The organism is Pseudonocardia phyllosphaerae (assembly GCF_046546475.1).
Lineage (GTDB): Bacteria > Actinomycetota > Actinomycetes > Mycobacteriales > Pseudonocardiaceae > Pseudonocardia > Pseudonocardia phyllosphaerae.
Genome location: NZ_JBKGXS010000004.1, coordinates 164,907 through 189,313, shown reverse-complemented (window position 1 = coordinate 189,313; position 24,407 = coordinate 164,907). Strand labels below are relative to the sequence as shown.

Genomic DNA, 24,407 nt, shown 5'->3' with positions numbered 1-24,407 from the left:
TCACACCTTCACGGGAGTACGGCCACGGGTCACCAGCGACACCCCGGCCAGGGCGTCGCGGTAGACCTCGTCCGGGTCGAGGCGCCGCAGCTCCTCGGCCAGGCAGTCCGACACCGCACGCCGGGCCAGCGCGATCAGCCGCTCCGGCTGCCCCGGCTGGGTCAGCTTCGCGGTCCTGCCGTCCGGGCGGGCCAGCTCGATCGGACCCGACGGCCGGGACAGGCGCACCAGCGACAACCCGTTCTCGGTCTCCGACGGCGAGCGCCGCACCTTCACGTCCAGCTCCGCGGCCAGCCAGCCGGCCATCAGCTCGGTCGACGGGCTGACCGCCTCCCCGGCGACGACCGCGGAGGTCACCGCCTCCCACGGCGGCACGTCCATCGCCGCCGCCAGCTGGGAACGCCAGTTCGTCAGCCGCGTCCAGGTCAGGTCGGTGTCGCCGTCGGCGTAGTTCTTGCGACGCTGCTCGAACGCCTTCGACGGGTTCTTCGCCGCCAGCGCGTCGGTGATCCGGCGCTGGGCGAGCTTCCCGACCGGGTCGTCGGCCACCGACGCCGGAGCGTCACCCGGCCACCACGCGACGACCGGGGCGTCGGGCAGCAGCAGCGGCATCACCATGCCCGCGCCCGCCTCCTCGGCGGCCAGCGGACCGTAGCCGCGCAGCACGATCACCTCCGACGCGCCCGCGTCGCCACCGACCCGGATCTGCGCGTCGAGCCGCGGGGAGGCCTTGCGCTGACCGCGGGCCAGCACGATCACCCGGCAGGGGTGCTCGCGGCTGGCCTCGTTGGCGGCGTCGATGGAGCGTTCGAGCAACGGCCCGTCGTCGGTGACGACGACCAGGGTCAGCACCCGCCCGAGCGCGAACACGCCCCCGGACTCGCGCAGCTCGACGAGCTTGCGGTTGACCGCCGAGGTGTTGCTCGACGGCAGATCGATGATCACGTCAGTGCTCCTCGGAAGCAGTCGGGGTGGGGGAATTCATGGCCGGCGCCACTTCCGGCCCGACCTGGCCAGCATCTCCTCCGCCGAGTCCGGGCCCCAGGAGCCGGCCGGGTAGCCGTCCGGCCCGGAGTCCAGCGACGCCCAGTACTCGATGACCGGGTCGAGGATCTCCCAGGACAGGTCGACCTCCTCGTTCACCGGGAACAGCGACGGCTCGCCGAGCAGGACGTCGAGGATGAGCCGCTCGTAGGCCTCCGGGGAGGACTCGGTGAACGCCGAGCCGTAACCGAAGTCCATCGTGACGTCGCGGACCTCCATCTGGTTGCCGGGAACCTTGGAGCCGAACCGCATCGTCACCCCTTCGTCCGGCTGGACCCGGATGACCAGGGCGTTCTGCCCCAGCTCCTCGGTCATCGTCTCGTCGAACGGCAGGTGCGGAGCCCGCTTGAACACCACCGCGATCTCGGTGACGCGGCGGCCCAGGCGCTTGCCGGTGCGCAGGTAGAACGGCACACCCGCCCAGCGGCGGTTCTCCACCTCGCAGGTGATCGCGGCGAAGGTCTCGGTGGTGGACTCGGGGTTGAACCCCTCCTCCTCCTTCAGCGCGAGGACCTCCTCGCCGCCCTGCCAGCCGCCCTCGTACTGGCCGCGGGCGGTGGTCTCGTCCAGCGGCAGCGCCAGCTTCACCGCCTTCAGCACCTTGATCTTCTCGGCGCGCAGCTCGTCGGAGGAGAACGACGTCGGCTCCTCCATCGCGGTGAACGCCAGCAGCTGCAGCAGGTGGTTCTGGATGACGTCGCGGGCGGCGCCGATGCCGTCGTAGTAGCCGGCGCGGCCGCCCAGGCCGATGTCCTCGGCCATCGTGATCTGCACGTGGTCGACGTAGTTGGCGTTCCAGATCGGCTCGAACAGCTGGTTGGCGAACCGCAGCGCCAGCACGTTCTGCACGGTCTCCTTGCCGAGGTAGTGGTCGATGCGGAACACCGAGTCCTCGGGGAAGACCTCGTTGACGATCGCGTTGAGCTCCTCGGCCGACTTCAGGTCGTGGCCGAACGGCTTCTCGATCACCACCCGGCGCCACACGTCCGGGTCGTCCTGCGCCGACAGCCCCGAGCGGGCCAGCTGCTTGCACACCACCGGGAACGCGCTCGGCGGGATCGACAGGTAGAACGCGTGGTTGCCGCCGGTGCCGCGCTCCTCGTCCAGCTCGCGGACGGTGCGCTCCAGCTCGTCGAAGGCGGCGTCGTCGTCGAAGGAGCCCTGGACGAACCGCAGGCCCTCGGCGAGCCGGTCCCAGACCTCCTGGCGGAACGGCGTCCGCGCGTGCTCGCGGACGGCGTCGTAGACGATCTGTTCGAAGTCCTCGGTGGCCCAGGAGCGGCGGGCGAACCCGACGAGCGCGAAGCCCGGCGGGAGCAGGCCGCGGTTGGCCAGGTCGTAGATCGCGGGCATGAGCTTCTTGCGGGACAGGTCACCGGTCACCCCGAAGATCACGAGGCCGCAGGGGCCCGCGATACGGGGGAGCCGCTTGTCCCGGGGGTCGCGCAGCGGGTTGACCCGGCCGCCGTCTGCGGTGGGCATCGCGATGGTCCGCCTCTCCGATCGGTCCGCGCCGGCGGGCGCGGCTGGGTGTGTCGGCTCGAACTCTGTCGTGGCTGTCCTGCGTGCACTCGGTCCTGCGCGGCGCGGCCGCGCCCTCAGCCGCCCTGGGCGGCCCTGGCCAGGGTGATCAGGCCCGAGAGCCGGTCCGCGAGATGCAGACGCAGCACCGGGCGTCCCCGCCGCCGCTGCTCCGCGACGACCGCGTCGGCCTGTGCCGCATGCAGGCTATCCAGTCCGGACGGTTCCGGCTCACCTTCCGCGGCCGGGATGTCGGATCCGGTGCCGGGGAACGGGTCGAACCGCAGCCCGCTGCCGATCTCGATGTCGACCGGGCCGTGGCCGTTGCCGTTCGTGGTGGCCGGGGGATGGTCGTGGTCGTGGTCCGGCTCGTCGCGGGGGTCGGCGGCGTCCCCGGTCAGATGACAGTGGACGGCGCGGTCGTCGGCGCCGGTGTCCCCGGCGCAGCGGCCCGGGGCCCAGCCGAACGCGACCGGCAGCCCGGTCCGGTCGGCGAGGGGGCCGGCGAGCACCGCCAGCGACGCGTCGGACTCCGGGTCCAGCCACGCCGACAGCGCCAGGTAGCCGTCCGGTCCGGCCCGCCCGGCCAGGGCCTCGAGGGCCCCGGCGACGGTGGTGACGCCGTCGGGCAGCGGCGGGTCGGCGTACACGGCGACGCCTTCGTCGACGAACGCCGGCTTCTCCGGCTCCGGCTGCGTGGATGCCGCCGCCGTCTCCGCCGACAGCTCTGCCCGGGCCACCGGCGGGGCCGGGACGAACGGGTCGGTGCCCAGCGCCCGGGCGGCGAGCGCGGCGGCGTTCTGCCACAGCACCACCAGTGCACCCGGATCGGCGGTGGTGCGGATCGCACCCCCGTCCGGGGCGGGTGCGGGTCCGTCGCCGTCGGCGTGCACCTCGACCAGCGACGGGCCGTCGCCGATCCGGTCCAGTGCCGGAGCGGCCGGATCGAGCGGCTCGTCCGGGCCCGCCGGGACCGGGACCAGCCCGGCCGCGGTGAGCAGCGGGACCAGCCAGCCGGTCAGGCCGGGGTTGCGCTCGGCGTCGCGCAGGGCGAGCACCGAGCCGCGGGCGGCGACCAGCGCCCCGGCCAGCAGCAGCGCGGGGTTGTCCGGGTCGTCGGAGGACAGCCGCTCACCGGCCGCACAGGCCGCGGCGAGCACGCCACCGACGTCGACACCGGCCAGCCCGGCCGGCACCAGCCCGAGCGGGCCGAGCGCGGCGAACAGGCCGGGGACGTCGGCGTCGAGGGTGACGACGGTGACGCCGTCCGGGTCCGGGGTGTCCAGGCGCGACCCCGGCTCGGTGACGTGCACGGTGCGGGCCGCGAGCGCCTCGGTACCGATCTCGTCGGCGATGATCGTCCGCGCGACGTCGGCGACCGCGGCGACGACCGGGTCGTCCCCGCCCGCGTCCGCGACCACCAGCACGGTCTCCTGGGTCTCCCCGGACAGCGCCTCGGCGACCTGGACCGGGTCCGCGGAGTCCAGCGCGGCCAGCCGCGACCGCACCGGGTCGGTGCCGGCGAGCAGCCGGGCCGCGAGCACCGCGTCCGGGGTGCCGACCAGCAGCACCCGGTGCGCGCCCGCCGCGGCGAACCGGTCCCGCAGCGCGGTGATCTGCCCGGTCAGCGGCCGCGACGAGCGCGCCAGCCCGGGCCAGCCCACCCGGCCGGCCGCGCCGGAACCCCACACGCTCGGGTCCTGCTCGGCCAGCCGGGAGGCGACGGTGTCCTCCGCCAGCTCGGCGGCGATCCGCCGGGCGGCCCCGGTGAACGGCTCCCCGTCGAGGAGCACGCGCACCGGGGCCGCGGCGGATCCGGTGTTGTCACCGGGCACCGGCCGGTCCTACTTCGTCGCCGCGCCGAGCTGGTCGCGGACGGTGTCCTGCAGCTCGGTCCACGACTTCTCGAACTTGTCGACGCCCTCGTCCTCGAGTGCGAGGTAGACCTCGTCGAGGTCGATGCCGACACCCTCCAGGTCGGTGAAGACCTGCTGGGCGGCACCGGCGGTGTCGGTGACCTTGTCGCCCTCGACCTCGCCGTGGTCGGCGAAGGCCTCGAGGGTCTTCTCCGGCATGGTGTTCACGGTCTCCGGCACGACGAGCTCGGTGACGTAGAGGGTGTCGGAGAAGTCCGGGTTCTTCACCCCGGTCGACGCCCACAGCGGCCGCTGCGCGTGCGCGCCCTTGGCCTTCAGCGCCTCCCAGCGCTCGCCGGAGAACGCGTCGCGGAACGCCGCGTAGGCCAGCCGGGAGTTGGCGACGGCGGCCTTGCCGCGCAACGCGAGCGCGTCGTCGCTGCCGAGCGCCTCGAGCCGCTTGTCGATCTCGGAGTCGACGCGCGACACGAAGAACGACGCCACGGAGTGGATGCGCGAGAGGTCCTGGCCGTTCGCGAGCGCCTGCTCGAGCCCGGTCAGGTACGCGTCCATGACCTCCTTGTAGCGGGCCACCGAGAAGATCAGCGTGACGTTGACGCTGATGCCCTCGGAGATCGCGCGGGTGATCGCAGGCAGCCCCTCCTCGGTGGCGGGGATCTTGACCAGCAGGTTGGGCCGGTCGACGGCCTTCCACAGGTCCAGCGCCTGGGCGGTGGTCTTCTCGGTGTCGTGCGCCAGGCGCGGGTCGACCTCGAGCGAGACCCGGCCGTCGACGCCGCCGGTGCGCTCCCAGGTGCCCGAGAACAGGTCGCAGGCCTGCTGCACGTCGGCGACGGTGATCTCGCGGATCGCCGCGTCGACGTCGGCGCCGCGCTCGGCGAGCTCGTGCACCTGCGCGTCGTAGGCGGCTCCGTCGGACAGCGCACCCGCGAAGATCGTCGGGTTCGTCGTCACACCGGTGACCGACTTGTTCTCGATCAGGTCCGCGAGGTTGCCGCTGGTGAGGCGCTCCCGGGACAGGTCGTCGAGCCAGATGGACACTCCGGCCGCGGCGAGGGCGGCCAGACGGTCGTTGCTCATTCTCTCGTTCTCCTCACAGATCGGATCGCGTCTCAGGAGGACTTCTCGGCCGCGGCGAGGCTCTCCCGCGCGGCGGAGACGACGTGTTCCGGGGTGAACCCGAACTCGCTGAACAGGGTGGCCTGGTCGGCGCTGGCGCCGAAGTGCTCGATCGAGACACAGCGGCCTGCGTCGCCGACGTAGCGGTACCAGGGCATCGCGATGCCGGCCTCGACCGAGACACGGGCCTTCACCGCGGCCGGCAGCACCGACTCGCGGTACTCCTCGTCCTGCGCCTCGAACCACTCGACACACGGCATGGACACCACACGGGTACCGACGCCCTCGGCCTCCAGCTTCTTCCGCGCCTCGAGCGCGAGGTGCAGCTCGGAGCCCGTGGCGATGATCACCAGCTGCGGCACGCCGCTCGACGCCTCGGCGATGACGTAGCCGCCCTTGGCGACGCCCTCGGCGGTGGTGCCTGCGACGGTCGGCACGTTCTGCCGGGTCAGTGCCAGGCCGACCGGGCCGCCGTCGACGTTCTCCAGCGTGGTCTTCCAGGCGTAGACGGTCTCGTTGGCGTCACCCGGGCGGACCACCGACAGGCCCGGGATCGCGCGCAGCGCGGCCAGGTGCTCGATGGGCTGGTGGGTCGGGCCGTCCTCGCCGAGTCCGATCGAGTCGTGGGTCCACACGAAGACCGGGTTGGTCTTCATCAGCGCTGCCAGCCGGACCGACGGGCGCATGTAGTCGGAGAACACCATGAAGGTGCCGCCGTAGGCCCGGGTCGGGCCGTGCAGGGCGATGCCGTTGAGCGCCGCGCCCATGGCGTGCTCGCGGACACCGAAGTGCAGCGTGCGGCCGTAGGGCTGGGCGGCCCACATGCCGGTCGAGGCCGACTTGGGGCCGAACGAGTCGACGCCCTTCATGGTGGTGTTGTTGGACTCGGCCAGGTCGGCCGAGCCGCCCCACAGCTCGGGCAGGACCTCGGCGACGCCGGCCAGCACCGCACCGGAGGCCTTGCGGGTGGCGAGGCCCTTCTCGTCGACGTCGAAGGACGGGAGGCTGTCCTCCCAGCCCTCGGGCAGGCGCCCGGCGACCAGGCGGTCGAGCAGCTGCTTGCGCTCCGGCTCGCGGGCGGCCCACTCGTCGAAGGTGCCCTGCCACTTCTCGTGCGCGGCCTTGGAGCGCTCGCCGACCGAGCGGGTGTGCTCCAGGACCTCCGGGTCGACCTGGAAGGTCTGGCCCGGGTCGAAGTCCAGGGCCTCCTTGATCCCGCGGACCTCCTCGTCGCCCAGCGCGGCGCCGTGCGCGGCACCGGTGTTCATCTTCTTCGGCGACGGGTAGCCGATGACGGTCTTGAGCACGATCAGCGACGGCCTGCCGGTCTCGCCGCGGGCGTCCTCGAGGGCCTCCAGGATCCCGGAGACGTTCTCACCGCCGTCGACGGTGCGGACGTGCCAGCCGTAGGACTCGTAGCGCGCCGCGGTGTCCTCGGACAGCGCGATGGCGGTGTCGTCCTCGATGGAGATCTCGTTGGCGTCATAGATCACCGTGAGGTTGCCGAGCTCCTGGCGCCCGGCCAGCGACGACGCCTCGGAGGTGACGCCCTCCTCGATGTCGCCGTCGGAGGCGACCACGTAGATCTGGTGGTCGAACGGGCTGGTGCCCTCGGGGGCGTCCGGGTCGAACAGGCCGCGCTCACGGCGGGCGGCCATCGCCATCCCGACGGCGGAGGCGAGCCCCTGGCCCAGCGGGCCGGTGGTCATCTCGACGCCCGCGGTGTGGCCGTACTCCGGGTGGCCCGGGGTCAGCGAGCCCCACTTGCGGAGCTGCTTGAGGTCCTCCAGCTCCAGGCCGTAGCCGGCGAGGTAGAGCTGGATGTACTGGGTGAGGCTGGAGTGCCCGCAGGACAGGACGAACCGGTCGCGGCCCATCCACTCCGGGTCGGCCGGGTCGTGCCGCATGACGCGCTGGAACAGCGTGTAGGCCAGTGGCGCCAGGCTCATCGCGGTACCGGGATGACCGCTGCCGCACGCCTGCACCGCGTCGGCGGCGAGCACGCGCACGGTGTCGACGGCCTTGCGGTCGAGGTCGGTCCAGTCGTCGGGGACGTGGGCCCTGGTGAGCTCGGCGACGGCGTCGTCCCCGGCGTGGGGGGACGTGGCGGTCTCGGACAAGGCGATCGCTCCTGTGGTCAGGTCGGCGGATGCGTGCGGTGACGTGCGAAGACGTCGGCCGGCGACGGTGACCGGCCGGGGGCGCGACGGGCACGCTCCCGGCTCGTACGTGTGGGTGAGCAGCGCGTGGCCGCACACCCCGCGACGCCCTCGCCGTCCCGGCGCCGCACACCCTACTGCTCGCCCCCTCGGCCTGGGGGTTCGTGGCCGTGCGTGGGGGCGCCGGACACGGTGTACCCGACAGGCCCGGACGGCATGCCAGGGGTTAGCATCGACGCGCTGTAGAACGTCGGACCGCGCACGGGCCTCGCTTGCAGCACGCCATCACCGCCGAGCCGAGCGAGGTACGAACAGGTGAGCGCACCCGCATCCGGGCGGAGCCGGGCCGCCGGTACCTCCGAGCCGGGCCCGTCCGCGGCGACCGAGAGCGTCGCAGGCGAGGAGGTCACCGCCGTCGCCGCCGAGGCGCCGCCGCGGGGCCGCTGGGCGCGGATGCGGGCGACCGTGCAGGCCTACCTCGGGCTCACCAAGACCCGGATCATCGAGCAGCTGCTCGTCGTCACCGTGCCGGCGATGTTCCTGGCCCAGCGCGGGATCCCCTCGGTCGGGCTGATCGTCGCGACCCTGCTCGGCGGGGCCATGGCCGCCGCCGCGGCGCACGCGCTGAACTGCGTCGTCGACGCCGACATCGACCAGAAGATGAAGCGCACCGCGCGCCGCCCGCTGGCCCGCGGCCAGGTGCCGACCCGCAACGCGCTGATCTTCGGCCTGGTGCTGTCCGCGCTGAGCTCGGTCTGGCTGGCGCTGACGACGAACTGGCTGGCCGCGGTGCTCTCGCTGGCCGCCATCGCGTTCTACGTGCTGGTCTACACGCTGCTGCTCAAGCGGCGGACCTCGCAGAACATCGTCTGGGGCGGCGCCGCGGGCTGCATGCCCGTGGTGATCGGCTGGGCCGCGGTGACCGGCGGCGTCGGCTGGCCCGCGCTGGTCATGTTCGGCGTGATCTTCTTCTGGACGCCGCCGCACTTCTGGGCGCTGGCCATGCGCTACCGCGAGGACTACGCCGCCGCCGGTGTCCCGATGCTCCCGGTGATCGCCGCCCCGGCCGCGGTCTCGGTGCGGATCGTGGTCTACAGCTGGGTGATGGTGGCGTGGAGCCTGCTCCTGCTGCCCGCCACGTCGTGGATCTACCTGGCCGTGGCGCTGGCCGGGGGCGCCTACTTCGTGTTCAAGGCGCACCGGCTGCACACCGCGGTGAAGGCAGGCGAGGAGATCTCGCCGATGCCGTTGTTCCACCTGTCGAACCTGTACCTGTGCGTGCTGTTCGCGGCCATCGCCGTCGACGCCGCGGTGGGGCTGCCGGTCCTGTTCTGACCCCCGGGTCACCGCACCCGGTGATCACGGGTTCGGAGGGATTCCGGCCGGCTGTGGCCGCCTCGCCTCCGAACCCGTGATCACGGCGCTCAGCGCAGCAGGTCCGGGGTCTCCCAGCCCTCGCCCAGCACGTGGTGGCCGAGGAACGCGAACACCGTCTCGTACCAGAGCCTGGAGTGGTTCGGCGTCAGCACCCAGTGGTTCTCGTCCGGGAAGTACAGGAACCGGTGCGGGTTCGCGTCCGGGTCGGCCTGCCGGGACACCAGATCCCACCACAGCCGCAGCCCCTCGCCGATCGGGACGCGGTAGTCCTTGTCGCCGTGGATGACCAGCATCGGCGTGACGATCGCGTCGGCGTGCCGGTGCGGGCTGTTCGCCTCGGCCATCTCCGGGGTCATCTCGGTCATCCAGTAGCCGGAGTGGTCGGTGGTGCGGCCGAACTGGTCGAGCGCCCACAGGCTCGCGTGCGTGACGATCGCGGCGAACCGGTCGGTGTGCCCGGCCACCCAGTTCGCCATGTACCCGCCGAACGAGCCGCCCATCGCCGCGGTGCGCGACGCGTCGACCTCCGGGCGGGCCTCGGCGGCGTCGGTGACCGCCATCAGATCGGTGTAGGGCGCGGCGCCCCAGTCGCCCCAGCCGCGCTGGACGAAGTCCTGGCCGTAGCCGGTGGACAGCGCCGGGTCCGGCAGCAGCACCGCCCATCCGCGGGCGGCCATCAGCCACGGGTTCCAGCGCCACGCCCAGGCGTTCCAGCTGCCCAGCGGGCCGCCGTGGATCCACAGCAGCAGCGGGGCCGGGGCGTCGGCCGACGCTCCGTCGGGCAGCACGAGCCAGCCGCGCACCCGGACGCCGTCCCCGGTGGTCGTCTCGACCTCGGACAGCGTGCCGGGCAGCGCCGGGGGCGGGACCGGGCCGGGCAGCAGCTCCGGGCCGGAGTCGGGGGCGTGCGCGTCGACCCGGACCACGGCGGGCGGGGCGTCGACGGCGCTGCGCAGCGCGTACACCCACGCCCCGTCCGGTGACGGGCACGGGTCGGTGTAGGCACCGCGGTCGCCGGTGAGACGGGTGACGTCGCCGGTGGCGAGCTCGACGCGGAACAGCGGGCCGCGGCCGTCCTCGTCGGCGGTGACGATCAGCGCGGTCCCGTCCGCGGTCCAGCGGACGGCGGTGGGCCAGCGGTCCCAGTCCGGTGCGACCGGCTCGGCGTCGCCGCCGGCCAGCGGCACGACGACCAGGTCCATCCGCGGGGCCTGCTCCGGGGTGGAGATCCGCTCCCGGATGGCGACGACCCGCGTGCCGTCCGGGCTGATCCGGGGCGCGCCGTACTCGTGGGCGTCGTCGGCGAGCAGGTCGCGGCGGGTGCCGCCTGCGGTGTCGATCGCGACGACCCGGGACCCCTCCCGGCCGTGCGGGAGCGGGACCGACCAGCCGGTCACGACGGTGGCGCCGTCCGGGGACACGTCGAACGCGGCCTCGTCGAGCGCGCGGCCGGGGGCGGGGGTGAGGTCGGTCCAGTCGTCGAGGCCGTCGGGGGTGCCGGTGTGCAGCAGCAGCCGGGGCTCGGCCGGTCCGAGATCGTGGTCCCAGTGCCGCACCGGGTAGCCGCTGTGCAGGATCGCGGTGACCTTCGCGTCGGTGCGGGCGCTGCGGCGGGCCTCGTCGTCGGCGGTGGTGACCGCCGACGGCAGCGTCGGGGACAGGGCGACGACGCTGCCCGCCTCGGCGGCGACCGCGACGCCGGAGATCCCGCCGGGCCGGGACGCGAACGGGGCCGCCTCCCCGCCGCCCGCCGGGAGCAGCCACAACGCCGGCGGCGTGGAGTCGGCCTCGGAGCCGGCGTCCGGGTCCGGGCGCGCGGAGGTGAACAGCAGGTCACCCGACGGCAGGAACTCCGGGCCCGACTCACCGGCCGCGCCGCGGGTCAGCCGCCGCGCGGGCCGCCCGCCGGACGGGTCGACCTCCCACAGCGCGGTGCGGTACCGGGTGCCGTCGGCATCGAGCGCGGCGACGCCGGTGACCAGCCTGGACCCGTCGGGGGACAGCGCGAGCCCGGCGGTCCGGGGGAGCGCGACGAACGCGGAGAGATCATGGAAGGCGGTGTCCGACACGGGGTCGGTTATAGCAACCCCGCGCCGGTCCCGGTGAGGCTCCGGGCCCGGGGGACGAGGGCTCAGGGGACGAGCAGGATCTTCCCGGTTGTCCGGCGCCCCTGCAGGTCCTCGTGTGCGGTCCGGGCCTGCTCGAGCGGGTAGCGGTGCCCGATCCGCACGTCGAGCCGGCCGGCGGCGACGTCGTCGTAGACGGCCTGTGCGCGTTCGCGCAGCTCCTCGGTGGTGACGACGTGGTCGAACAGCTTCGGGCGGGTCAGGAACACCGAGCCCGCGGCGTTGAGCCGCTGCGGGTCCACCGGCTCGACCGGGCCGGACGCGGCGCCGTAGAGGACCAGCAGGCCACGCCGCTTGAGCACGGCCAGGCTGGCGTCGAAGGTGGTGCGCCCGACGCTGTCGAACGCGACGTCGACTCCGTCCGGGGCGAGCTCGTGGACCGCGGCGGCCAGGTCGTCGACCTCGGTGTAGCGGATGACCTCGGCGGCCCCGGCGGCGCGGGCCAGCTCCTCCTTCTCCGGCGTCGACACCGTCGCGATCACCCGGGCGCCCTTCGCGGTCGCGAGCTGGGTGAGCAGCAGCCCGACCCCACCGGCGGCGGCGTGCACCAGGACGGTCTCGCCACCGGTCAGCGCGGCGGTGTCGTTGACCAGGAAGTGCGCGGTCATGCCCTGCAGCAGCGCGCCGACCGCGGCGTCGTCGGAGACGCCGTCGGGGACGGGCACGGCCTTGTCCCACGGCACGAGGAGCTGCTCGGCGTAGCTGCCCAGCGTCTCGGCCCAGGCGACCCGGTCGCCCACCGCGACGCCCTCGACACCGTCGCCGACCGCGGCGACGGTCCCGGCGCCCTCCAGCCCGGCGACGTAGGGCAGCTCCATCGGGTAGATGCCCGAGCGGTGGTAGGTGTCGATGTAGTTGACCCCGGCCGCGCCGACGTCGACGAGCAGCTCACCGGGACCGGGCGCCGCCGGGGCGTCGACCTCGACGACCTGCAGGACCTCCGGTCCGCCGGTCTCCTGCACCTGCACCGCGCGCATGGCGCCTCCCTGTCGTGCTCGTCCGTTGCGGGTACGAGCCGATCATGCACCCGGTGCCGGGGGAGTGCTCAGCCGCGGTCGCCCGCGGTCCCGGCGAGCGACCGCAGGTCGTCGGCCGGGGTGGCGGGCTCCTGGCCGGGGACGGGCCGCGCGGACGTCGCGCTCCACACCGACGCGGCGGCCGCGGCGACCAGCCCGGCACCGAGGACGTGCAGCGAGACCAGCAGCTCGGGCACGCCGAGGGCGTACTGGATCCCGCCCAGCGCACCCTGGGCGAGGACCACGACGACCAGCACGCGGAACCGGCGGACCAGCCGGGCCGGGGCGGCGCAGGCGTGCAGCAGGAACCCCAGGCCGACGAGCGTGCCGAGGTAGGCGAACAGCACGTCGGCGTGCGCCTGGGCCAGCCCGGGGATGCTCAGCGCGAGCCGCGGGGTGGCCGGGTCACCGCCGTGCGGGCCGGCCGCGGTGACCAGGGTGCCCGCCAGCAGCAGGACGGCCAGGACCACCGTCGAGACCAGGACCAGGCCGCGCCCGGCGGCCGGGACGGTGCGGGTGACCGGCCCGTCGGCCTCGCCCGCGGCGTCGACCAGCAGCACCGAGCACCAGACCAGCACCATCGAGGCGAGGAAGTGCAGTGACACCGTCCACCAGCTCAGCCCGGTGAGCACGGTGACCCCGCCGATCACCGCCTGCGCGACGACGCCGACGGGCATGGCCAGCGCCAGCCCGCGCAGCCGGCGGCGCCGCGGGACGGTCCGGAACGCGCCGAGCAGCACCGCCGCCGTCGTCAGCGCGACGACGACACCGAGCAGCCGGTTGGAGAACTCGATCCACATGTGCAGCGGTGCGATCTCGGCGTGCGAGACCGGCACCATGCTGCCCGGCTCGCACTGCGGCCAGGTGGAGCAGCCCAGCCCGGACCCGGTCACGCGCACCACCGAGCCGGTGACACCGATGCCGATCTGGGCGACCAGGTTGGCGATCGCCAGGCCCCGCATCAGCGTCGGCGGGGTGGCGGGGATGCGGGCCAGGAACGACACGCCCCCGAGTCTAGGAGGCCGCGTCCCGGCCCCGGCGCACGGCGGGTCCCGCGGCGGTCATCGGCGCCGGCGCACGGTGTGCGCCGTGGAGGGGCCTCAGCGCCGGCGCACGGTGTGCGCCGTGGAGGGGCCTCAGCGCCAGCGCACGGTGCGTGCCGCGAGCAGCCCGGCGGCCACGGCCCATCCGGCGAGCACGAGCAGCGACCCGGCGGGCGGGAACTGCCCGGCCCCGAGCGCGGCCCGCAGCGCCTCGGCCAGCGCCCCGGACGGCAGCCACCCGGCGAGCGCGGACAGCGGCCCGGGCAGCTCCGCGACCGGGACGACGATCCCGCCGGCCAGCAGCAGCAGGAACCACACCAGGTTCGCCACGGCCAGGGTGATCTCCGCGCGGAGCGTGCCGCCCAGCAGGATCCCCAGCGCCCCGAACGCGGCCGCGCCCAGCAGCACGGCGAGCACGACGCCGTCGAGCCGGGCGCCCGCCGGGGACCAGCCGAGCAGCAGCGCGAGCAGCGCCAGCAGCACCACCTGGATCACCACGACGACGCCGACGGCGGTCAGCCGCCCGCACACCAGTAGCCAGCGGGGGATCGCGGTCGCGCCCAGCCGGCGCAGCGCCCCGTAGCGGCGGTCGAAGCCCAGCGCGATGGCCTGGCTGGTGAACGCCGAGCTCATCACGGCCAGCGCCAGCATCGACGCGAACACCCAGCTCACCCGCGGTTCCGGGGTGGGCAGCACGTTCACCAGGGCCAGCACGACCAGCAGCACGGCCGGGATGAGCAGCGTCAGCAGGACCTGCTCGGCGTTGCGCAGCGCGAGGCGGGTCTCGAGCCCGGCCTGCGCGCGCAGCATCCCGACCAGTGAGCCGCGCCCGGGTGCGGGGGTGAAGGTCCCCTCGGCGAAGGTGGTCACGACCGCAGCTCCCGTCCGGTCAGATCGAGGAAGACGTCCTCGAGACTGCGCCGCACGACCTGCACGTCGTCGGCCATGACGCCCTGGTCGGCACACCAGCCGGTGATCGCGGCCAGCGCGCCCGGGTCGATCCGGCCCTGCACCCGGTAGCGCCCGGGTGCGGTCTCGCCGGCGGCGTAGCCGGTGGGCAGCCGGTCGGTGAGCCCGCCGGTGTCCATCCCGGGCCGGGCCCGGAACCGCAGCTCGGTCTGGTCGCCCGCGGTGAGCTGAGCCGGCGACCCGTGCGCGACGACGCGGCCGTGGTCGATGATCACGACGTCGTCGGCGAGGCGCTCGGCCTCCTCCATCAGGTGCGTGGTCAGCAGCACCCCGACGCCGTCCCGGCGCAGCGCGTCGACCAGCTCCCACACCAGGTGGCGGGCCTGCACGTCCAGCCCGGCGGTCGGCTCGTCGAGGAACACCAGCTCCGGGCGCCCGACGACCGCGCAGGCCAGCGCGAGGCGCTGCTGCTCGCCGCCGGAGAGCTGCTTGAACGGCGTGCGGGCGTGCGGGCGCAGCCCGAGCACGTCGATGAGCAGGTTCGGGTCGATCGGGTCGGCGGCGCAGTCGGCGACCAGGTGCAGCATCTCCCCGGTGCGTACGGCCGGGTAGGCGCCGCCGCCCTGGGGCATGACGCCGAGCCGGGGCCGGACGGCCTCGTCGCGCGGGTCCCGGCCCAGGACGCGCACCGTCCCGGCGTCCGGGCGGAGCAGGCCGGTGCAGACCTCGACGGTGCTCGACTTCCCGGCGCCGTTCGGGCCGAGCAGGGCGAGCACCTCGCCGCGGGCCAGGTCCAGGTCGACGCCGTCGACGGCCGTCGTGGTCCCGTAGCGGACGACGAGGCCGCGGGCCTCCAGCGCGGCGCTCACGCGGCCGCGGTGTGGTCGGGGGCGGAACCGGCCGAACCTGCGGGGCCGGTGGGGGCACGCAGCGCGTACCGCACGACGACCAGCGACAGCGCGAACATCACCAGCCCGGCGATGACCGACAGCGGCAGCTGGAACGCGCGGAACATGAAGTCGGTGCCGGTCGGCGGGACGAGCAGCGCTATCACCGCGGAGAACGCGAGCATGGCCCGCCGGTAGCGCGGCATCTTGTTCGTCGTGATCAGCGGCATGAGACCCCAGAACAGGTACCAGGGGTGCACGACTGGGCCGAGCAGCACGACGGCGCCGAGGCCGGCGGCGGTGCCGGTGACCGGGTCGAGCTTCCCGCGGGCGGTCTTGAGCAGTGTGTAGGCCACCAGGACGGCGACGGCGGCCCAGCCGATGTTGCGCGCCAGGTCCAGCGTGGCGTCGGAGTGGTCGCCGAGCCCGAGCACCCGCCCGAGCTGCCCGGCGATCATGCCGAGGTCGGTGCTGACGGAGAACCAGCTGCGGATCGCGCTCGGCGCCGACAGGCCCTTGAGCCAGTTGAAGCCCAGGCCGGTGGCGAAGCTGAACGCCGACAGCACGACCACGGCGATCACCGAGAACCAGGAGGTGATCGCCACCCAGTCCTTCCAGCGCCCGCCGGCGCGGCGGACCAGGTGCACGCCGACGAAGCCCAGCGCCAGCAGGGCGGGCAGCTTCACCGATGCGGCCCCGACGATCAGCGCCGCACCGAGGGAGATGCGCCACCAGGGCAGCGGGGTGTCGTCGCGGCCGAGGGCGACCCAGAGGCCGAGCAGCAGCAGCGGCAGCATGATCGACTCGTTGTGGATGCCGCTGACCAGGTGGAACAGCACCAGCGGGTTCGCGGCGCCGAGCCACACGACCAGACCCTCGTCGACGCCGAAGCGCTGGGCCAGGCGGGGGAGCACCCACACCATCGCCGCGACCCCGACCAGCGCCAGCAGCCGGTGCTCGAAGATGCCGAGCACGACGTTCTCCCCGCTGAACGCGGTGATGATCCGGCCCAGCCCCAGGAACAGCGGCCCGTACGGCGCCGGGGTGTCCCGCCAGATCGTCGGGATGCCGCCGACCAGCGGGTCGCTGATGCCCAGCGCCTGTGCCGGGCCGATCGTGTACGGGTCGATGCCGCGGGCCAGGGTCGCGCTCTGCGCCAGGTAGCTGTAGATGTCCTTGGTGAACATCGGCGGCGCCAGGGCCAGCGGCAGGCCCCACAGGATCGCGGTGCGGCCCAGCTCGCGGCGCTCCGGTGCCGGGTGGTGCGCGCCCTTCGACGTCAGCATCCGGGCGATCCACACCCACGACGTCACGACCATCAGCAGGCCGGCGTAGGTGACCGCGATGGCCAGGGTGACGTTGCGGGCGGGCAGGCCGATCAGCCGCAGCCCGTTGAGCGGGTTCGGCACCGGGAACGCGCCCGAGCCGAGCGCGCTGTAGGCCATCAGCAGCGAGCCGGTCAGCCCGAGCCGGCGCGCGATCCGCGCCTGGTCGCGCAGCCCGCGGCGGGGACGGGTTCCCCGGCGGCGGCGCGGCGGTCCCGCGGCCACGGCGCCGGTCCGCCCGGCGGGCCCGTCGGCCGCGGGGCCGGCGTCCGTCCGGGCGACGTCCGGCGCGCCGTCGTGCGCCGAGCCGTCGCTCGCGCGGTCCTCGCGCCCGGCCGGGGCGACCTCGGGCCTCACCATGGGTGTTGAGGTTAGTCGGGTGGTCCCCGGCTCCCCGTCACCGGCCCGCACCCGGCCGGGTACGCCCCGTGTACGCGGCGTGCCGGCCCGGCTCGGCCCTCCCGGGGCCTGCGTGGGTGAGCCCGGTCACGGCGTCCCCGGTCGCGAGGGGGGTCCTTTTGCGATGCCGGCCGATATCCGCAACACTGGTGTTGTGAAAACGGAGCGGACAGCGCAGACGCGCACGGACCCGGCCTGCGGGCACGGGGCCGAGTCCGTCCTGCCCGCCTCCGGGTCGGGCACCCGGGCCGCGGTGGCCCGGGTACTGATGGAGCAGGGCCCGGTCACGGCCGCCGTCGTGGCGGCCGAGCTGGCGCTCACCGAGGCCGCCGTCCGGCGGCACCTGGACGCCCTGATCGCCGACGGCGAGGCCGAGGCCCGCGCACCGTCGCGGTCCTCGCGGCCCCGCGGGCGCGGGCGTCCGGCGAAGGAGTACCTGCTCACCGACTCCGGCCGGGTCCGGTTCGGGCACGGTTACGACGACCTGGCCTCCTCGGCCCTGCGCTTCCTCGCCGAGACGGCGGGGGAGCAGGCGGTGGACGCGTTCGCGCGCCGCCGGGTGCACGACCTGCTGGGTGCGGATGTCACCACGGTGACCTCGCCCGCGACCCCGCAGGACCGCGCCGAGGCGCTGGCCCGGGTGCTCAGCGCCCGTGGCTACGCTGCGCAGACCCGCAACGGCGGGTTCGGTGTGCAGCTCTGCCAGCACCACTGCCCGGTGGCGCACGTCGCCGCCGAGTTCCCGGAGCTCTGCGAGGCCGAGACGACGGCCTTCGCCGAGCTGCTGGGCACCCACGTGCAGCGGCTGGCGACCATCGCACGCGGCGACGCCGCGTGCACCACACACGTCCCGCTCGAGGATCCCGAACTCCTCGCACGGGCACGGGACAGGGGAGGGGCGCGCACCGCGACCCTCCCGCCACCACGGTCCCCGAAAGGGAGGCAGTCCGAATGACGACCACTCCTGATGTGCGCAACGAGCTCACCCAGGAGGAGACGATCGCGGCCCTCGGCCGTTACGAGTTCGGCTGGGCCGACTCGGACGCCGCGGGCGAGAGCGCGAAGCGCGGCCTCTCCTCGGAGGTCGTCGCCGACATCTCCCGCCTGAAGGACGAGCCCGAGTGGATGCTCGAGTTCCGCCAGAAGGCGCTCGACATCTTCTCCAAGAAGCCGATGCCGCGGTGGGGTTCCGACCTCTCCGGGATCGACTTCGACAACATCAAGTACTTCGTGCGGTCCACGGAGAAGCAGGCGGCCTCCTGGGAGGACCTGCCCGAGGACATCAAGAACACCTACGACAAGCTCGGCATCCCGGAGGCGGAGAAGGACCGGCTCGTCGCCGGCGTCGCCGCCCAGTACGAGTCCGAGGTCGTCTACCACCAGATCCGTGAGGACCTGGAGGAGCAGGGCGTGGTGTTCCTCGACACCGACACCGCGCTCAAGGAGCACCCGGAGCTGTTCAAGGAGTACTTCGGCTCGGTCATCCCGTCCGGGGACAACAAGTTCTCCGCGCTGAACTCGGCCGTCTGGTCGGGAGGCTCGTTCATCTACGTGCCGCCGGGCGTGCACGTCGACATCCCGCTCCAGGCCTACTTCCGGATCAACACCGAGAACATGGGCCAGTTCGAGCGGACGCTGATCATCGTCGACGAGGGTGCCTACGTGCACTACGTCGAGGGCTGCACCGCGCCGATCTACAAGACCGACTCGCTGCACTCGGCCGTCGTCGAGATCGTGGTCAAGAAGGGCGGCCGCTGCCGCTACACCACGATCCAGAACTGGTCGAACAACGTCTACAACCTGGTCACCAAGCGCGCCAAGGCCGAGGAGGGCGCGACCATGGAGTGGGTCGACGGCAACCTCGGCTCCAAGGTGACCATGAAGTACCCGGCCGTGTGGCTGATGGGCGAGCACGCGAAGGGCGAGGTCCTGTCCGTCGCCTTCGCGGGCGAGGACCAGCACCAGGACGCCGGCGCCAAGATGGTGCATCTCGCGCCGAACACGTCGTCGACGATCGTGTCGAAGTCGGTGGCCCGCGGCGGCGGCCGGACGTCCTACCGCGGCCTGATCCAGGTCAACCCGAAGGCGCGCAACTCCCGGTCCACGGTGAAGTGCGACGCGCTGCTGGTCGACCAGATCTCCCGGTCGGACACCTACCCCTACGTCGACATCCGCAACGACGACGTGTCGATGGGGCACGAGGCCACGGTCTCCAAGGTCTCCGACGACCAGCTCTTCTACCTGATGAGCCGCGGTCTGACCGAGGACGAGGCCATGGCCATGGTGGTGCGCGGGTTCGTCGAGCCGATCGCCCGTGAGCTGCCGATGGAGTACGCGCTGGAGCTGAACCGGCTCATCGAGCTGCAGATGGAGGGTTCCGTCGGATGACGGCAAGTGACGTTTCTGGTCTGGCGCCGGAGCTGAAGGGCGCCAAGGAGGGCCAGGGCGAGGTCCCGATCGCCTCTGCGGGCGAGCGGTTCCGGTCGTTCGACGTCGAGGCCTTCGAGGTCCCCGGCGGCCGCGAGGAGAACTGGCGCTTCACCCCGCTGCGCCGGCTGCACGGCCTGCACGACGGCTCCGCCGACTTCCAGGGCTCGGCCAAGTTCGAGGTCACCCAGGGCCCGGGGATCACCGTCGAGGAGGTCGGGCGCGACGACGCACGCCTCGGCGAGGGTGGCGTCCCCACCGACCGCGTCGCGGCGGCCGCCTGGTCGGCGTTCGACGAGGCCACCGTGGTGACCCTCGACGGAACCCCGGAGCCGGTGACCATCACCGTCGACGGGCCCGGCGTGGGCGTCTCGGCGGCGGCGCACCTGCACATCCGGACCACCCCGCACACCGAGGCGACGGTCGTCGTCGTCCACCGCGGGTCCGGCGTGCTCGCCGACAACACCGAGGTCGTCCTGGCCGACGGCTCCCGGCTGACCCTGGTGGTCACCGAGGAGTGGGCCGACGACGCGGTGCACGTCGGCGCCGAGCACTACATGGTCGGCCGCGACGCCCTGCTGCGCGGCACCGCCGTGCAGCTGGGCGGCGACCTGGTGCGCGTCTCCTCGACGATCAACTACGCGGGCCCCGGCGGGGACGCGGAGCTGCTCGGCCTCGGGTTCACCGACGCCGGCCAGCACCTCGAGCAGCGGCTGCTCGTCGACCACTCGGTGCCCAACTGCAAGTCCAACGTTCTCTACAAGAACGCGCTGCAGAGCGACTCCCGCGACGGGGCGCACGTGGTGTGGATCGGCGACGTGCTGATCCGCGCGGCGGCGGAGAACACCGAGACCTTCGAGTTCAACCGCAACCTGGTGCTCACCGAGCACGCGCGTGCGGACTCGGTCCCGAACCTGGAGATCGAGACCGGCGAGATCGTGAGCGCGGGCCACGCCAGCGCCACCGGCCGGTTCGACGACGAGCAGCTGTTCTACCTGCGCAGCCGCGGCATCCCGGAGGACCAGGCACGACGGCTCGTCGTCCGCGGGTTCTTCGGCGAGGTCCTGAACAAGATCACGTTGCCGGAGCTCAAGGAGCGGCTCGAGAACGCCGTCGAGGCCGAGCTGGCCATCACGGGCGCCTGAGCGACCCGCCCACCACACACACTTTCGCGAGACACGGAGCGACCACCGAAGATGTCCACTCTGGAGATCAAGGACCTGCACGCATCGGTCGAGACCGAGGAGGGTCCCAAGGAGATCCTGCGCGGCGTCGACCTGACCGTCGGTGCGGGCGAGACCCACGCGATCATGGGCCCGAACGGCTCGGGCAAGTCCACGCTGGCCTACGCCATCGCCGGGCACCCCAAGTACACGATCACCTCGGGGCAGGTGCTCCTGGACGGCGAGGACGTCCTGGAGATGAGCGTCGACGAGCGGGCCCGCGCGGGCCTGTTCCTGGCGATGCAGTACCCCGTCGAGGTGCCGGGCGTGTCCATGGCGAACTTCCTGCGGTCGGCGGCCACCGCCACCCGCGGCGAGGCGCCGAAGCTGCGGACCTGGGTGAAGGAGGTCAAGTCGGCCATGTCCGACCTCGACATCTCCCCGGAGTTCGCGGACCGCTCGGTCAACGAGGGCTTCTCCGGCGGTGAGAAGAAGCGCCACGAGGTCCTGCAGCTCGAGCTGCTCAAGCCGGGCTTCGCGATCCTCGACGAGACCGACTCCGGCCTCGACGTCGACGCCCTGCGCGTCGTGTCCGAGGGCGTGAACCGGTACCGGGAGAACCCGGAGAACGGCGTCCTGCTGATCACGCACTACACCCGGATCCTGAACCACATCAAGCCGGACAAGGTGCACGTGTTCGCCAACGGGCGCATCGTCGAGTCCGGCGGCCCGGAGCTGGCCGACGAGCTGGAGGCCAACGGGTACGTGCGGTTCACCCAGGCCGCGAAGGACGCCGACGCCGCCAAGGACACCGACACGAAGGCTCTGGCCTGACATGACGGTCACGAACGGAACCGGGACCACGGGGGACCTCGACGAGGCAGCCGTGGCCCGGATCCGGGCGGACTTCCCGATCCTCACGCGCACCGTGCGTGAGGACGAGCCGCTGGTCTACCTGGACTCCGGGGCGACCTCGCAGCGGCCGCGGCAGGTTCTCGACGCCGAGCGGGCGTTCCTCGAGACCGTCAACGCCGCGGTCCACCGGGGTGCGCACCAGCTGTCGGAGGAGGCCACCGACGCCTACGAGTCCGCCCGGGCACGCATCGCGGCGTTCGTCGGCGCGAACGACGACGAGATCGTCTTCGTCAAGAACGCCACCGAGGGCCTCAACGCCGTCGCCTACGGCTTCGGCAACGCCTCGGTCCGGACCGGCCTCGGCCCGGAGTCCGAGCGGTTCGCGCTCGGGCCCGGTGACGAGGTCGTCGTCACCGAGCTGGAGCACCACGCGAACCTGGTGCCCTGGCAGGAGCTGTGCCGGCGCACCGGGGCGACCCTGCGCTGGTACGCGGTGACCGACGACGGCCGGATCGACCTCGACTCGCTCGAGCTGACCGACCGCACCAGGGTCGTCGCCTTCAGCCACCAGTCCAACGTCACCGGCGCCGTCGTGCCGGTCGCGGAGCTGGTGGCGCGGGCGAAGGCCGTCGGCGCGTTCACCGTGCTCGACGCCTGCCAGTCGGTGCCGCACATGCCGGTCGACCTGCACGCCCTGGACGTCGACTTCGCGGTGTTCTCCGGGCACAAGATGCTCGGGCCGTCCGGGGTCGGCGTGCTCTACGGGCGGCACGAGCTGCTCGAGGCGCTGCCGCCGTTCCTCACCGGCGGGTCGATGATCGAGCTGGTCCGGATGGAGGGGTCGACGTACGCGCCGGCGCCGCAGAAGTTCGAGGCCGGGTCGATGATGAGCTCGCAGGCCGTGGGCCTGGGTGCCGCCGTCGACTACCTGTCGGAGATCGGCATGGACGCCGTCGCCGCGCACGAGCACGCGCTCACGGCCGCCGCGCTGGAGCAGCTCGCCGCGATCGACGGGGTCCGCATCGTCGGCCCGCAGACCACCGAGGACCGGGGCGGGGCGGTGTCGTTCGTCGTGGACGGCATCCACCCGCACGACCTGTCCCAGGTGCTCGACGACCGGGGCGTCGCGATCCGGGTGGGGCACCACTGCGCGTGGCCGCTGCACCGGCGGCTCGGCGTCACCGCCACCGCGCGGGCGTCGTTCGCGGTGTACAACACGCTCGACGAGGTCGAGGCGCTGGCCGACGGGATCCGTGCCGCCCAGAAGTTCTTCGGGACGGTCTAGATGCAGCTCCAGCAGATGTACCAGGAGATCATCCTGGACCACTACCGCGACCCGCACGGGTCGGGCCTGCGCGATCCGTACGACGCCGAGGCGCACCACGTCAACCCGACCTGCGGTGACGAGGTCACCCTGCGGGTGAAGGTCGACGGGAACACGATCGCCGACGTCTCCTACGACTCGCTCGGGTGCTCCATCAGCCAGGCGTCGGTGTCGGTGATGCACGACCTGCTCGTCGGCCGGTCGGTGGACGAGGCCTTCCGCGTGCTGGCGTCGTTCCAGGAGATGGCCCAAGGTAGGGGACAGGTCGAGCCGGACGAGGACGTGCTCGGCGACGGCGTCGCCTTCGCCGGCGTCGCCAAGTACCCCGCCCGGGTGAAGTGCGCGTTGCTGGGGTGGATGGCGTTCAAGGACGCCGTCAGCCGCACCGACGCCGCGATCGAGACGGAGGAGTCTCCGGCATGAGCGAGACGACCGAGCACGAGACCACCGCCGTCGCGGACGCGACGGCCGAGACCACCGAAGCCACCGGCGACGAGAACGTCGTCCGTGGCGCCGCCGGAATGCCCGAGCCGCCGCCGGCGGCCGAGCGACCCGAGGGCGCGCCCTCCCAGGAGGAGCTCGAGGAGGCCATGCGCGACGTCGTCGACCCCGAGCTGGGGATCAACGTCGTCGACCTGGGCCTGGTGTACGGCATCGACACCGACGCCGAGGGCACCACCGCGATCATCGACATGACGCTCACGTCGGCGGCCTGCCCGCTGACCGACGTCATCGAGGACCAGACGCGGTCCGCGCTCACCTTCGACGAGGAGGGCGGCCCCGACGGCCTGGTGAAGGACGTCAGGATCAACTGGGTCTGGATGCCGCCGTGGGGCCCGGAGAAGATCACCGAGGACGGCCGCGAGCAGCTGCGCGCCCTCGGCTTCCGGGTCTGAGCACTTCCGGGTCTGAGCAACAGCCGTCCGTCACTTCCGGGCCGGGTTCCCTTCGGGGCCCGGCCCGGAAGTGTGTCCGGGGCCTCAGGAGAAGTAGACCTCGGCGATCCGCCCCGTCAGGCCGGGCACGGTGCCGGTGTCGATCCCGAACACGTCCTCCAGGGCGTCGCGCACCGCCACCGGGGACGCCAGCTCCCGCGCGTGCGCTTCACCGCCGGCCGGGTGCACGGTCAGCCGCGGGCCGTCGAGCGTGGTGCGCCGGTCCGGGCCCGTGACCGCCGCGGTCAGCCCGGTGCGGAACAGGGACTCCGGGTGATGGGTCAGGTACCAGGACGCCGTCTCGTAGTCGACCGCCGGGGCCGGGGTGAGGTCGAACGTGTAGAGCACCTGCTCGCCGCCGGACCCGGTGCGGCGCAACGACCACACCGGTGTCGCGGGACCGCCGGGGTCGTCGACGGTGTAGCGGTAGCCGCCGAACGGGGTCGGCTGCACGGTGCCGGTCTCCAGCCGCAGCGGCAGCACCGCGTTCATGCCGCCGAACCCGACGTCGGCGGTCACCCACTGGCCGTCGAGGTCGATCAGGGTGAGCCGGTGCGAGCGCCGGGTCGGCGGGTCCTCGGGGGCGGCGCCGAGGCGTACCCGGCCGATCAGCGGCTCCACCCGGTAGCCGAGGTCGGCGAGCACGTCGTGCAGCAGCAGGTTCTGCTCGAAGCACCACCCGCCGCGACGGCCGTGCACCAGCTTGGCGGCGACGTCGTCGGCGGTCACGGGCGGCTCGGTGCCGGTGAACGGGTCCAGGTTCTCGAACGGGATGACCGCGAGATGGGCCCGCACGATGCGGGCGAGCAGACCGGCGTCCGGCGGACCGGGGTCGACGCCGATCCGGTCCAGGTACGCGGTCGTCGTCGACCCGAGTGCCGTGGTCATGGGGTGATCGTCC

The 24,407-nt window shown here is 73.3% G+C and carries 20 protein-coding genes; 8 read left to right on the top strand and 12 right to left on the bottom strand.

All coding sequences use genetic code 11. From position 1 onward, the window contains the following. The 5 genes from opcA to tkt form a co-directional block, all read right to left on the bottom strand. Positions 1-945, bottom strand: a complete 945-nt coding sequence (gene opcA / locus ACLE50_RS11335) for a glucose-6-phosphate dehydrogenase assembly protein OpcA (protein ID WP_410943426.1) — start codon at positions 943-945, stop codon at positions 1-3. Positions 946-981: 36 nt separating this feature from the next. Further along, entirely contained in the window at positions 982-2,526 is a 1,545-nt protein-coding gene (zwf, locus tag ACLE50_RS11330) for a glucose-6-phosphate dehydrogenase (protein ID WP_410943425.1), read from the bottom strand. Positions 2,527-2,642: 116 nt separating this feature from the next. Beyond that, positions 2,643-4,400 (bottom strand): hypothetical protein, encoded by a 1,758-nt coding sequence (locus tag ACLE50_RS11325; protein WP_410943424.1) that lies wholly within the window; start codon positions 4,398-4,400, stop codon positions 2,643-2,645. Positions 4,401-4,409: 9 nt separating this feature from the next. Further along, a complete protein-coding gene (tal, locus tag ACLE50_RS11320) occupies positions 4,410-5,522 on the bottom strand; it encodes a transaldolase (RefSeq protein WP_410943423.1) in 1,113 nt (370 codons plus the stop codon). A 32-nt stretch (positions 5,523-5,554) separates the two neighbouring features. Continuing rightward, a complete protein-coding gene (gene tkt / locus ACLE50_RS11315) occupies positions 5,555-7,681 on the bottom strand; it encodes a transketolase (protein ID WP_410943422.1) in 2,127 nt (708 codons plus the stop codon). Positions 7,682-8,035: 354 nt separating this feature from the next. On the opposite strand from tkt, the gene ACLE50_RS11310 reads away from it, so the two are divergent. Then, positions 8,036-9,055, top strand: a complete 1,020-nt coding sequence (locus ACLE50_RS11310) for a heme o synthase (RefSeq protein WP_410943421.1) — start codon at positions 8,036-8,038, stop codon at positions 9,053-9,055. 89 nt (positions 9,056-9,144) lie between these two features. Here ACLE50_RS11310 and ACLE50_RS11305 read toward each other — a convergent pair whose 3' ends face one another. The 6 genes from ACLE50_RS11305 to mptB all read right to left on the bottom strand — a co-directional run bounded on the left by ACLE50_RS11305 (position 9,145) and on the right by mptB (position 16,763). After that, positions 9,145-11,166, bottom strand: a complete 2,022-nt coding sequence (locus ACLE50_RS11305) for a prolyl oligopeptidase family serine peptidase (protein ID WP_410943420.1) — start codon at positions 11,164-11,166, stop codon at positions 9,145-9,147. Between the two features lie 62 nt (positions 11,167-11,228). Then, a complete protein-coding gene (locus tag ACLE50_RS11300) occupies positions 11,229-12,200 on the bottom strand; it encodes a quinone oxidoreductase family protein (protein ID WP_410943419.1) in 972 nt (323 codons plus the stop codon). A gap of 68 nt (positions 12,201-12,268) precedes the next feature. After that, positions 12,269-13,243 carry a COX15/CtaA family protein gene (locus ACLE50_RS11295; protein WP_410943418.1) on the bottom strand — a complete coding sequence of 325 codons (975 nt, stop codon included), beginning with the start codon at positions 13,241-13,243 and terminating at the stop codon, positions 12,269-12,271. A gap of 132 nt (positions 13,244-13,375) precedes the next feature. Next, on the bottom strand, positions 13,376-14,152 hold the full coding sequence (locus ACLE50_RS11290; protein WP_410943417.1) for an ABC transporter permease: 777 nt from the start codon (positions 14,150-14,152) through the stop codon (positions 13,376-13,378). Beyond that, the gene (locus ACLE50_RS11285; protein ID WP_410943416.1) at positions 14,149-15,060 is read right to left on the bottom strand and encodes an ABC transporter ATP-binding protein; all 912 of its coding nucleotides are present in this window, start codon (positions 15,058-15,060) and stop codon (positions 14,149-14,151) included. The genes ACLE50_RS11290 and ACLE50_RS11285 overlap by 4 nt, the downstream gene beginning before the upstream one ends. Then, complete coding sequence (gene mptB / locus ACLE50_RS11280; protein ID WP_410943415.1) at positions 15,057-16,763, bottom strand: polyprenol phosphomannose-dependent alpha 1,6 mannosyltransferase MptB; 1,707 nt, start codon at positions 16,761-16,763, stop codon at positions 15,057-15,059. The genes ACLE50_RS11285 and mptB overlap by 4 nt, the downstream gene beginning before the upstream one ends. A 193-nt stretch (positions 16,764-16,956) precedes the next feature. Between mptB and ACLE50_RS11275 the strand changes: the two genes are divergently transcribed. From ACLE50_RS11275 to ACLE50_RS11245, 7 genes are read left to right on the top strand one after another with little or no spacing between them, the layout of a single operon-like run. Next, complete coding sequence (locus ACLE50_RS11275) at positions 16,957-17,757, top strand: helix-turn-helix transcriptional regulator (protein ID WP_410943414.1); 801 nt, start codon at positions 16,957-16,959, stop codon at positions 17,755-17,757. Further along, entirely contained in the window at positions 17,754-19,190 is a 1,437-nt protein-coding gene (gene sufB, locus ACLE50_RS11270; protein WP_410943413.1) for a Fe-S cluster assembly protein SufB, read from the top strand. Before ACLE50_RS11275 ends, sufB begins: the two co-directional genes overlap by 4 nt. Further along, positions 19,187-20,374 (top strand): Fe-S cluster assembly protein SufD, encoded by a 1,188-nt coding sequence (gene sufD / locus ACLE50_RS11265; RefSeq protein ID WP_410943412.1) that lies wholly within the window; start codon positions 19,187-19,189, stop codon positions 20,372-20,374. Before sufB ends, sufD begins: the two co-directional genes overlap by 4 nt. Before the next feature lie 51 nt (positions 20,375-20,425). Continuing rightward, the gene (sufC, locus tag ACLE50_RS11260) at positions 20,426-21,226 is read left to right on the top strand and encodes a Fe-S cluster assembly ATPase SufC (RefSeq protein ID WP_410943411.1); all 801 of its coding nucleotides are present in this window, start codon (positions 20,426-20,428) and stop codon (positions 21,224-21,226) included. A gap of 1 nt (position 21,227) precedes the next feature. Further along, a complete protein-coding gene (locus ACLE50_RS11255; protein WP_410943410.1) occupies positions 21,228-22,532 on the top strand; it encodes a cysteine desulfurase in 1,305 nt (434 codons plus the stop codon). Then, positions 22,533-22,994, top strand: a complete 462-nt coding sequence (sufU, locus tag ACLE50_RS11250) for a Fe-S cluster assembly sulfur transfer protein SufU (protein ID WP_410943409.1) — start codon at positions 22,533-22,535, stop codon at positions 22,992-22,994. After that, a complete protein-coding gene (locus tag ACLE50_RS11245) occupies positions 22,991-23,467 on the top strand; it encodes a metal-sulfur cluster assembly factor (RefSeq protein ID WP_410943408.1) in 477 nt (158 codons plus the stop codon). Before sufU ends, ACLE50_RS11245 begins: the two co-directional genes overlap by 4 nt. A gap of 84 nt (positions 23,468-23,551) precedes the next feature. Here the strand turns inward: ACLE50_RS11245 and ACLE50_RS11240 are convergent, their stop codons facing one another. Continuing rightward, positions 23,552-24,394, bottom strand: coding sequence for an arylamine N-acetyltransferase family protein (locus tag ACLE50_RS11240; protein ID WP_410943407.1), 843 nt, complete (start codon positions 24,392-24,394; stop codon positions 23,552-23,554). Between the last annotated feature and the right edge of the window lie 13 nt (positions 24,395-24,407).

What these genes read in the sequence shown, in the direction of transcription:
- sufB (WP_410943413.1), top strand. Translation starts at nt 17,754, where the DNA reads ATGACGACCACTCCTGATGTGCGCAACGAGCTCACCCAGGAGGAGACG.
- ACLE50_RS11300 (WP_410943419.1), bottom strand. Translation starts at nt 12,200, where the DNA reads ATGCGCGCGGTGCAGGTGCAGGAGACCGGCGGACCGGAGGTCCTGCAG.
- mptB (WP_410943415.1), bottom strand. Translation starts at nt 16,763, where the DNA reads ATGGTGAGGCCCGAGGTCGCCCCGGCCGGGCGCGAGGACCGCGCGAGC.
- ACLE50_RS11240 (WP_410943407.1), bottom strand. Translation starts at nt 24,394, where the DNA reads ATGACCACGGCACTCGGGTCGACGACGACCGCGTACCTGGACCGGATC.
- sufU (WP_410943409.1), top strand. Translation starts at nt 22,533, where the DNA reads ATGCAGCTCCAGCAGATGTACCAGGAGATCATCCTGGACCACTACCGC.
- sufD (WP_410943412.1), top strand. Translation starts at nt 19,187, where the DNA reads ATGACGGCAAGTGACGTTTCTGGTCTGGCGCCGGAGCTGAAGGGCGCC.
- sufC (WP_410943411.1), top strand. Translation starts at nt 20,426, where the DNA reads ATGTCCACTCTGGAGATCAAGGACCTGCACGCATCGGTCGAGACCGAG.
- tal (WP_410943423.1), bottom strand. Translation starts at nt 5,522, where the DNA reads ATGAGCAACGACCGTCTGGCCGCCCTCGCCGCGGCCGGAGTGTCCATC.
- ACLE50_RS11255 (WP_410943410.1), top strand. Translation starts at nt 21,228, where the DNA reads ATGACGGTCACGAACGGAACCGGGACCACGGGGGACCTCGACGAGGCA.
- zwf (WP_410943425.1), bottom strand. Translation starts at nt 2,526, where the DNA reads ATGCCCACCGCAGACGGCGGCCGGGTCAACCCGCTGCGCGACCCCCGG.
- ACLE50_RS11245 (WP_410943408.1), top strand. Translation starts at nt 22,991, where the DNA reads ATGAGCGAGACGACCGAGCACGAGACCACCGCCGTCGCGGACGCGACG.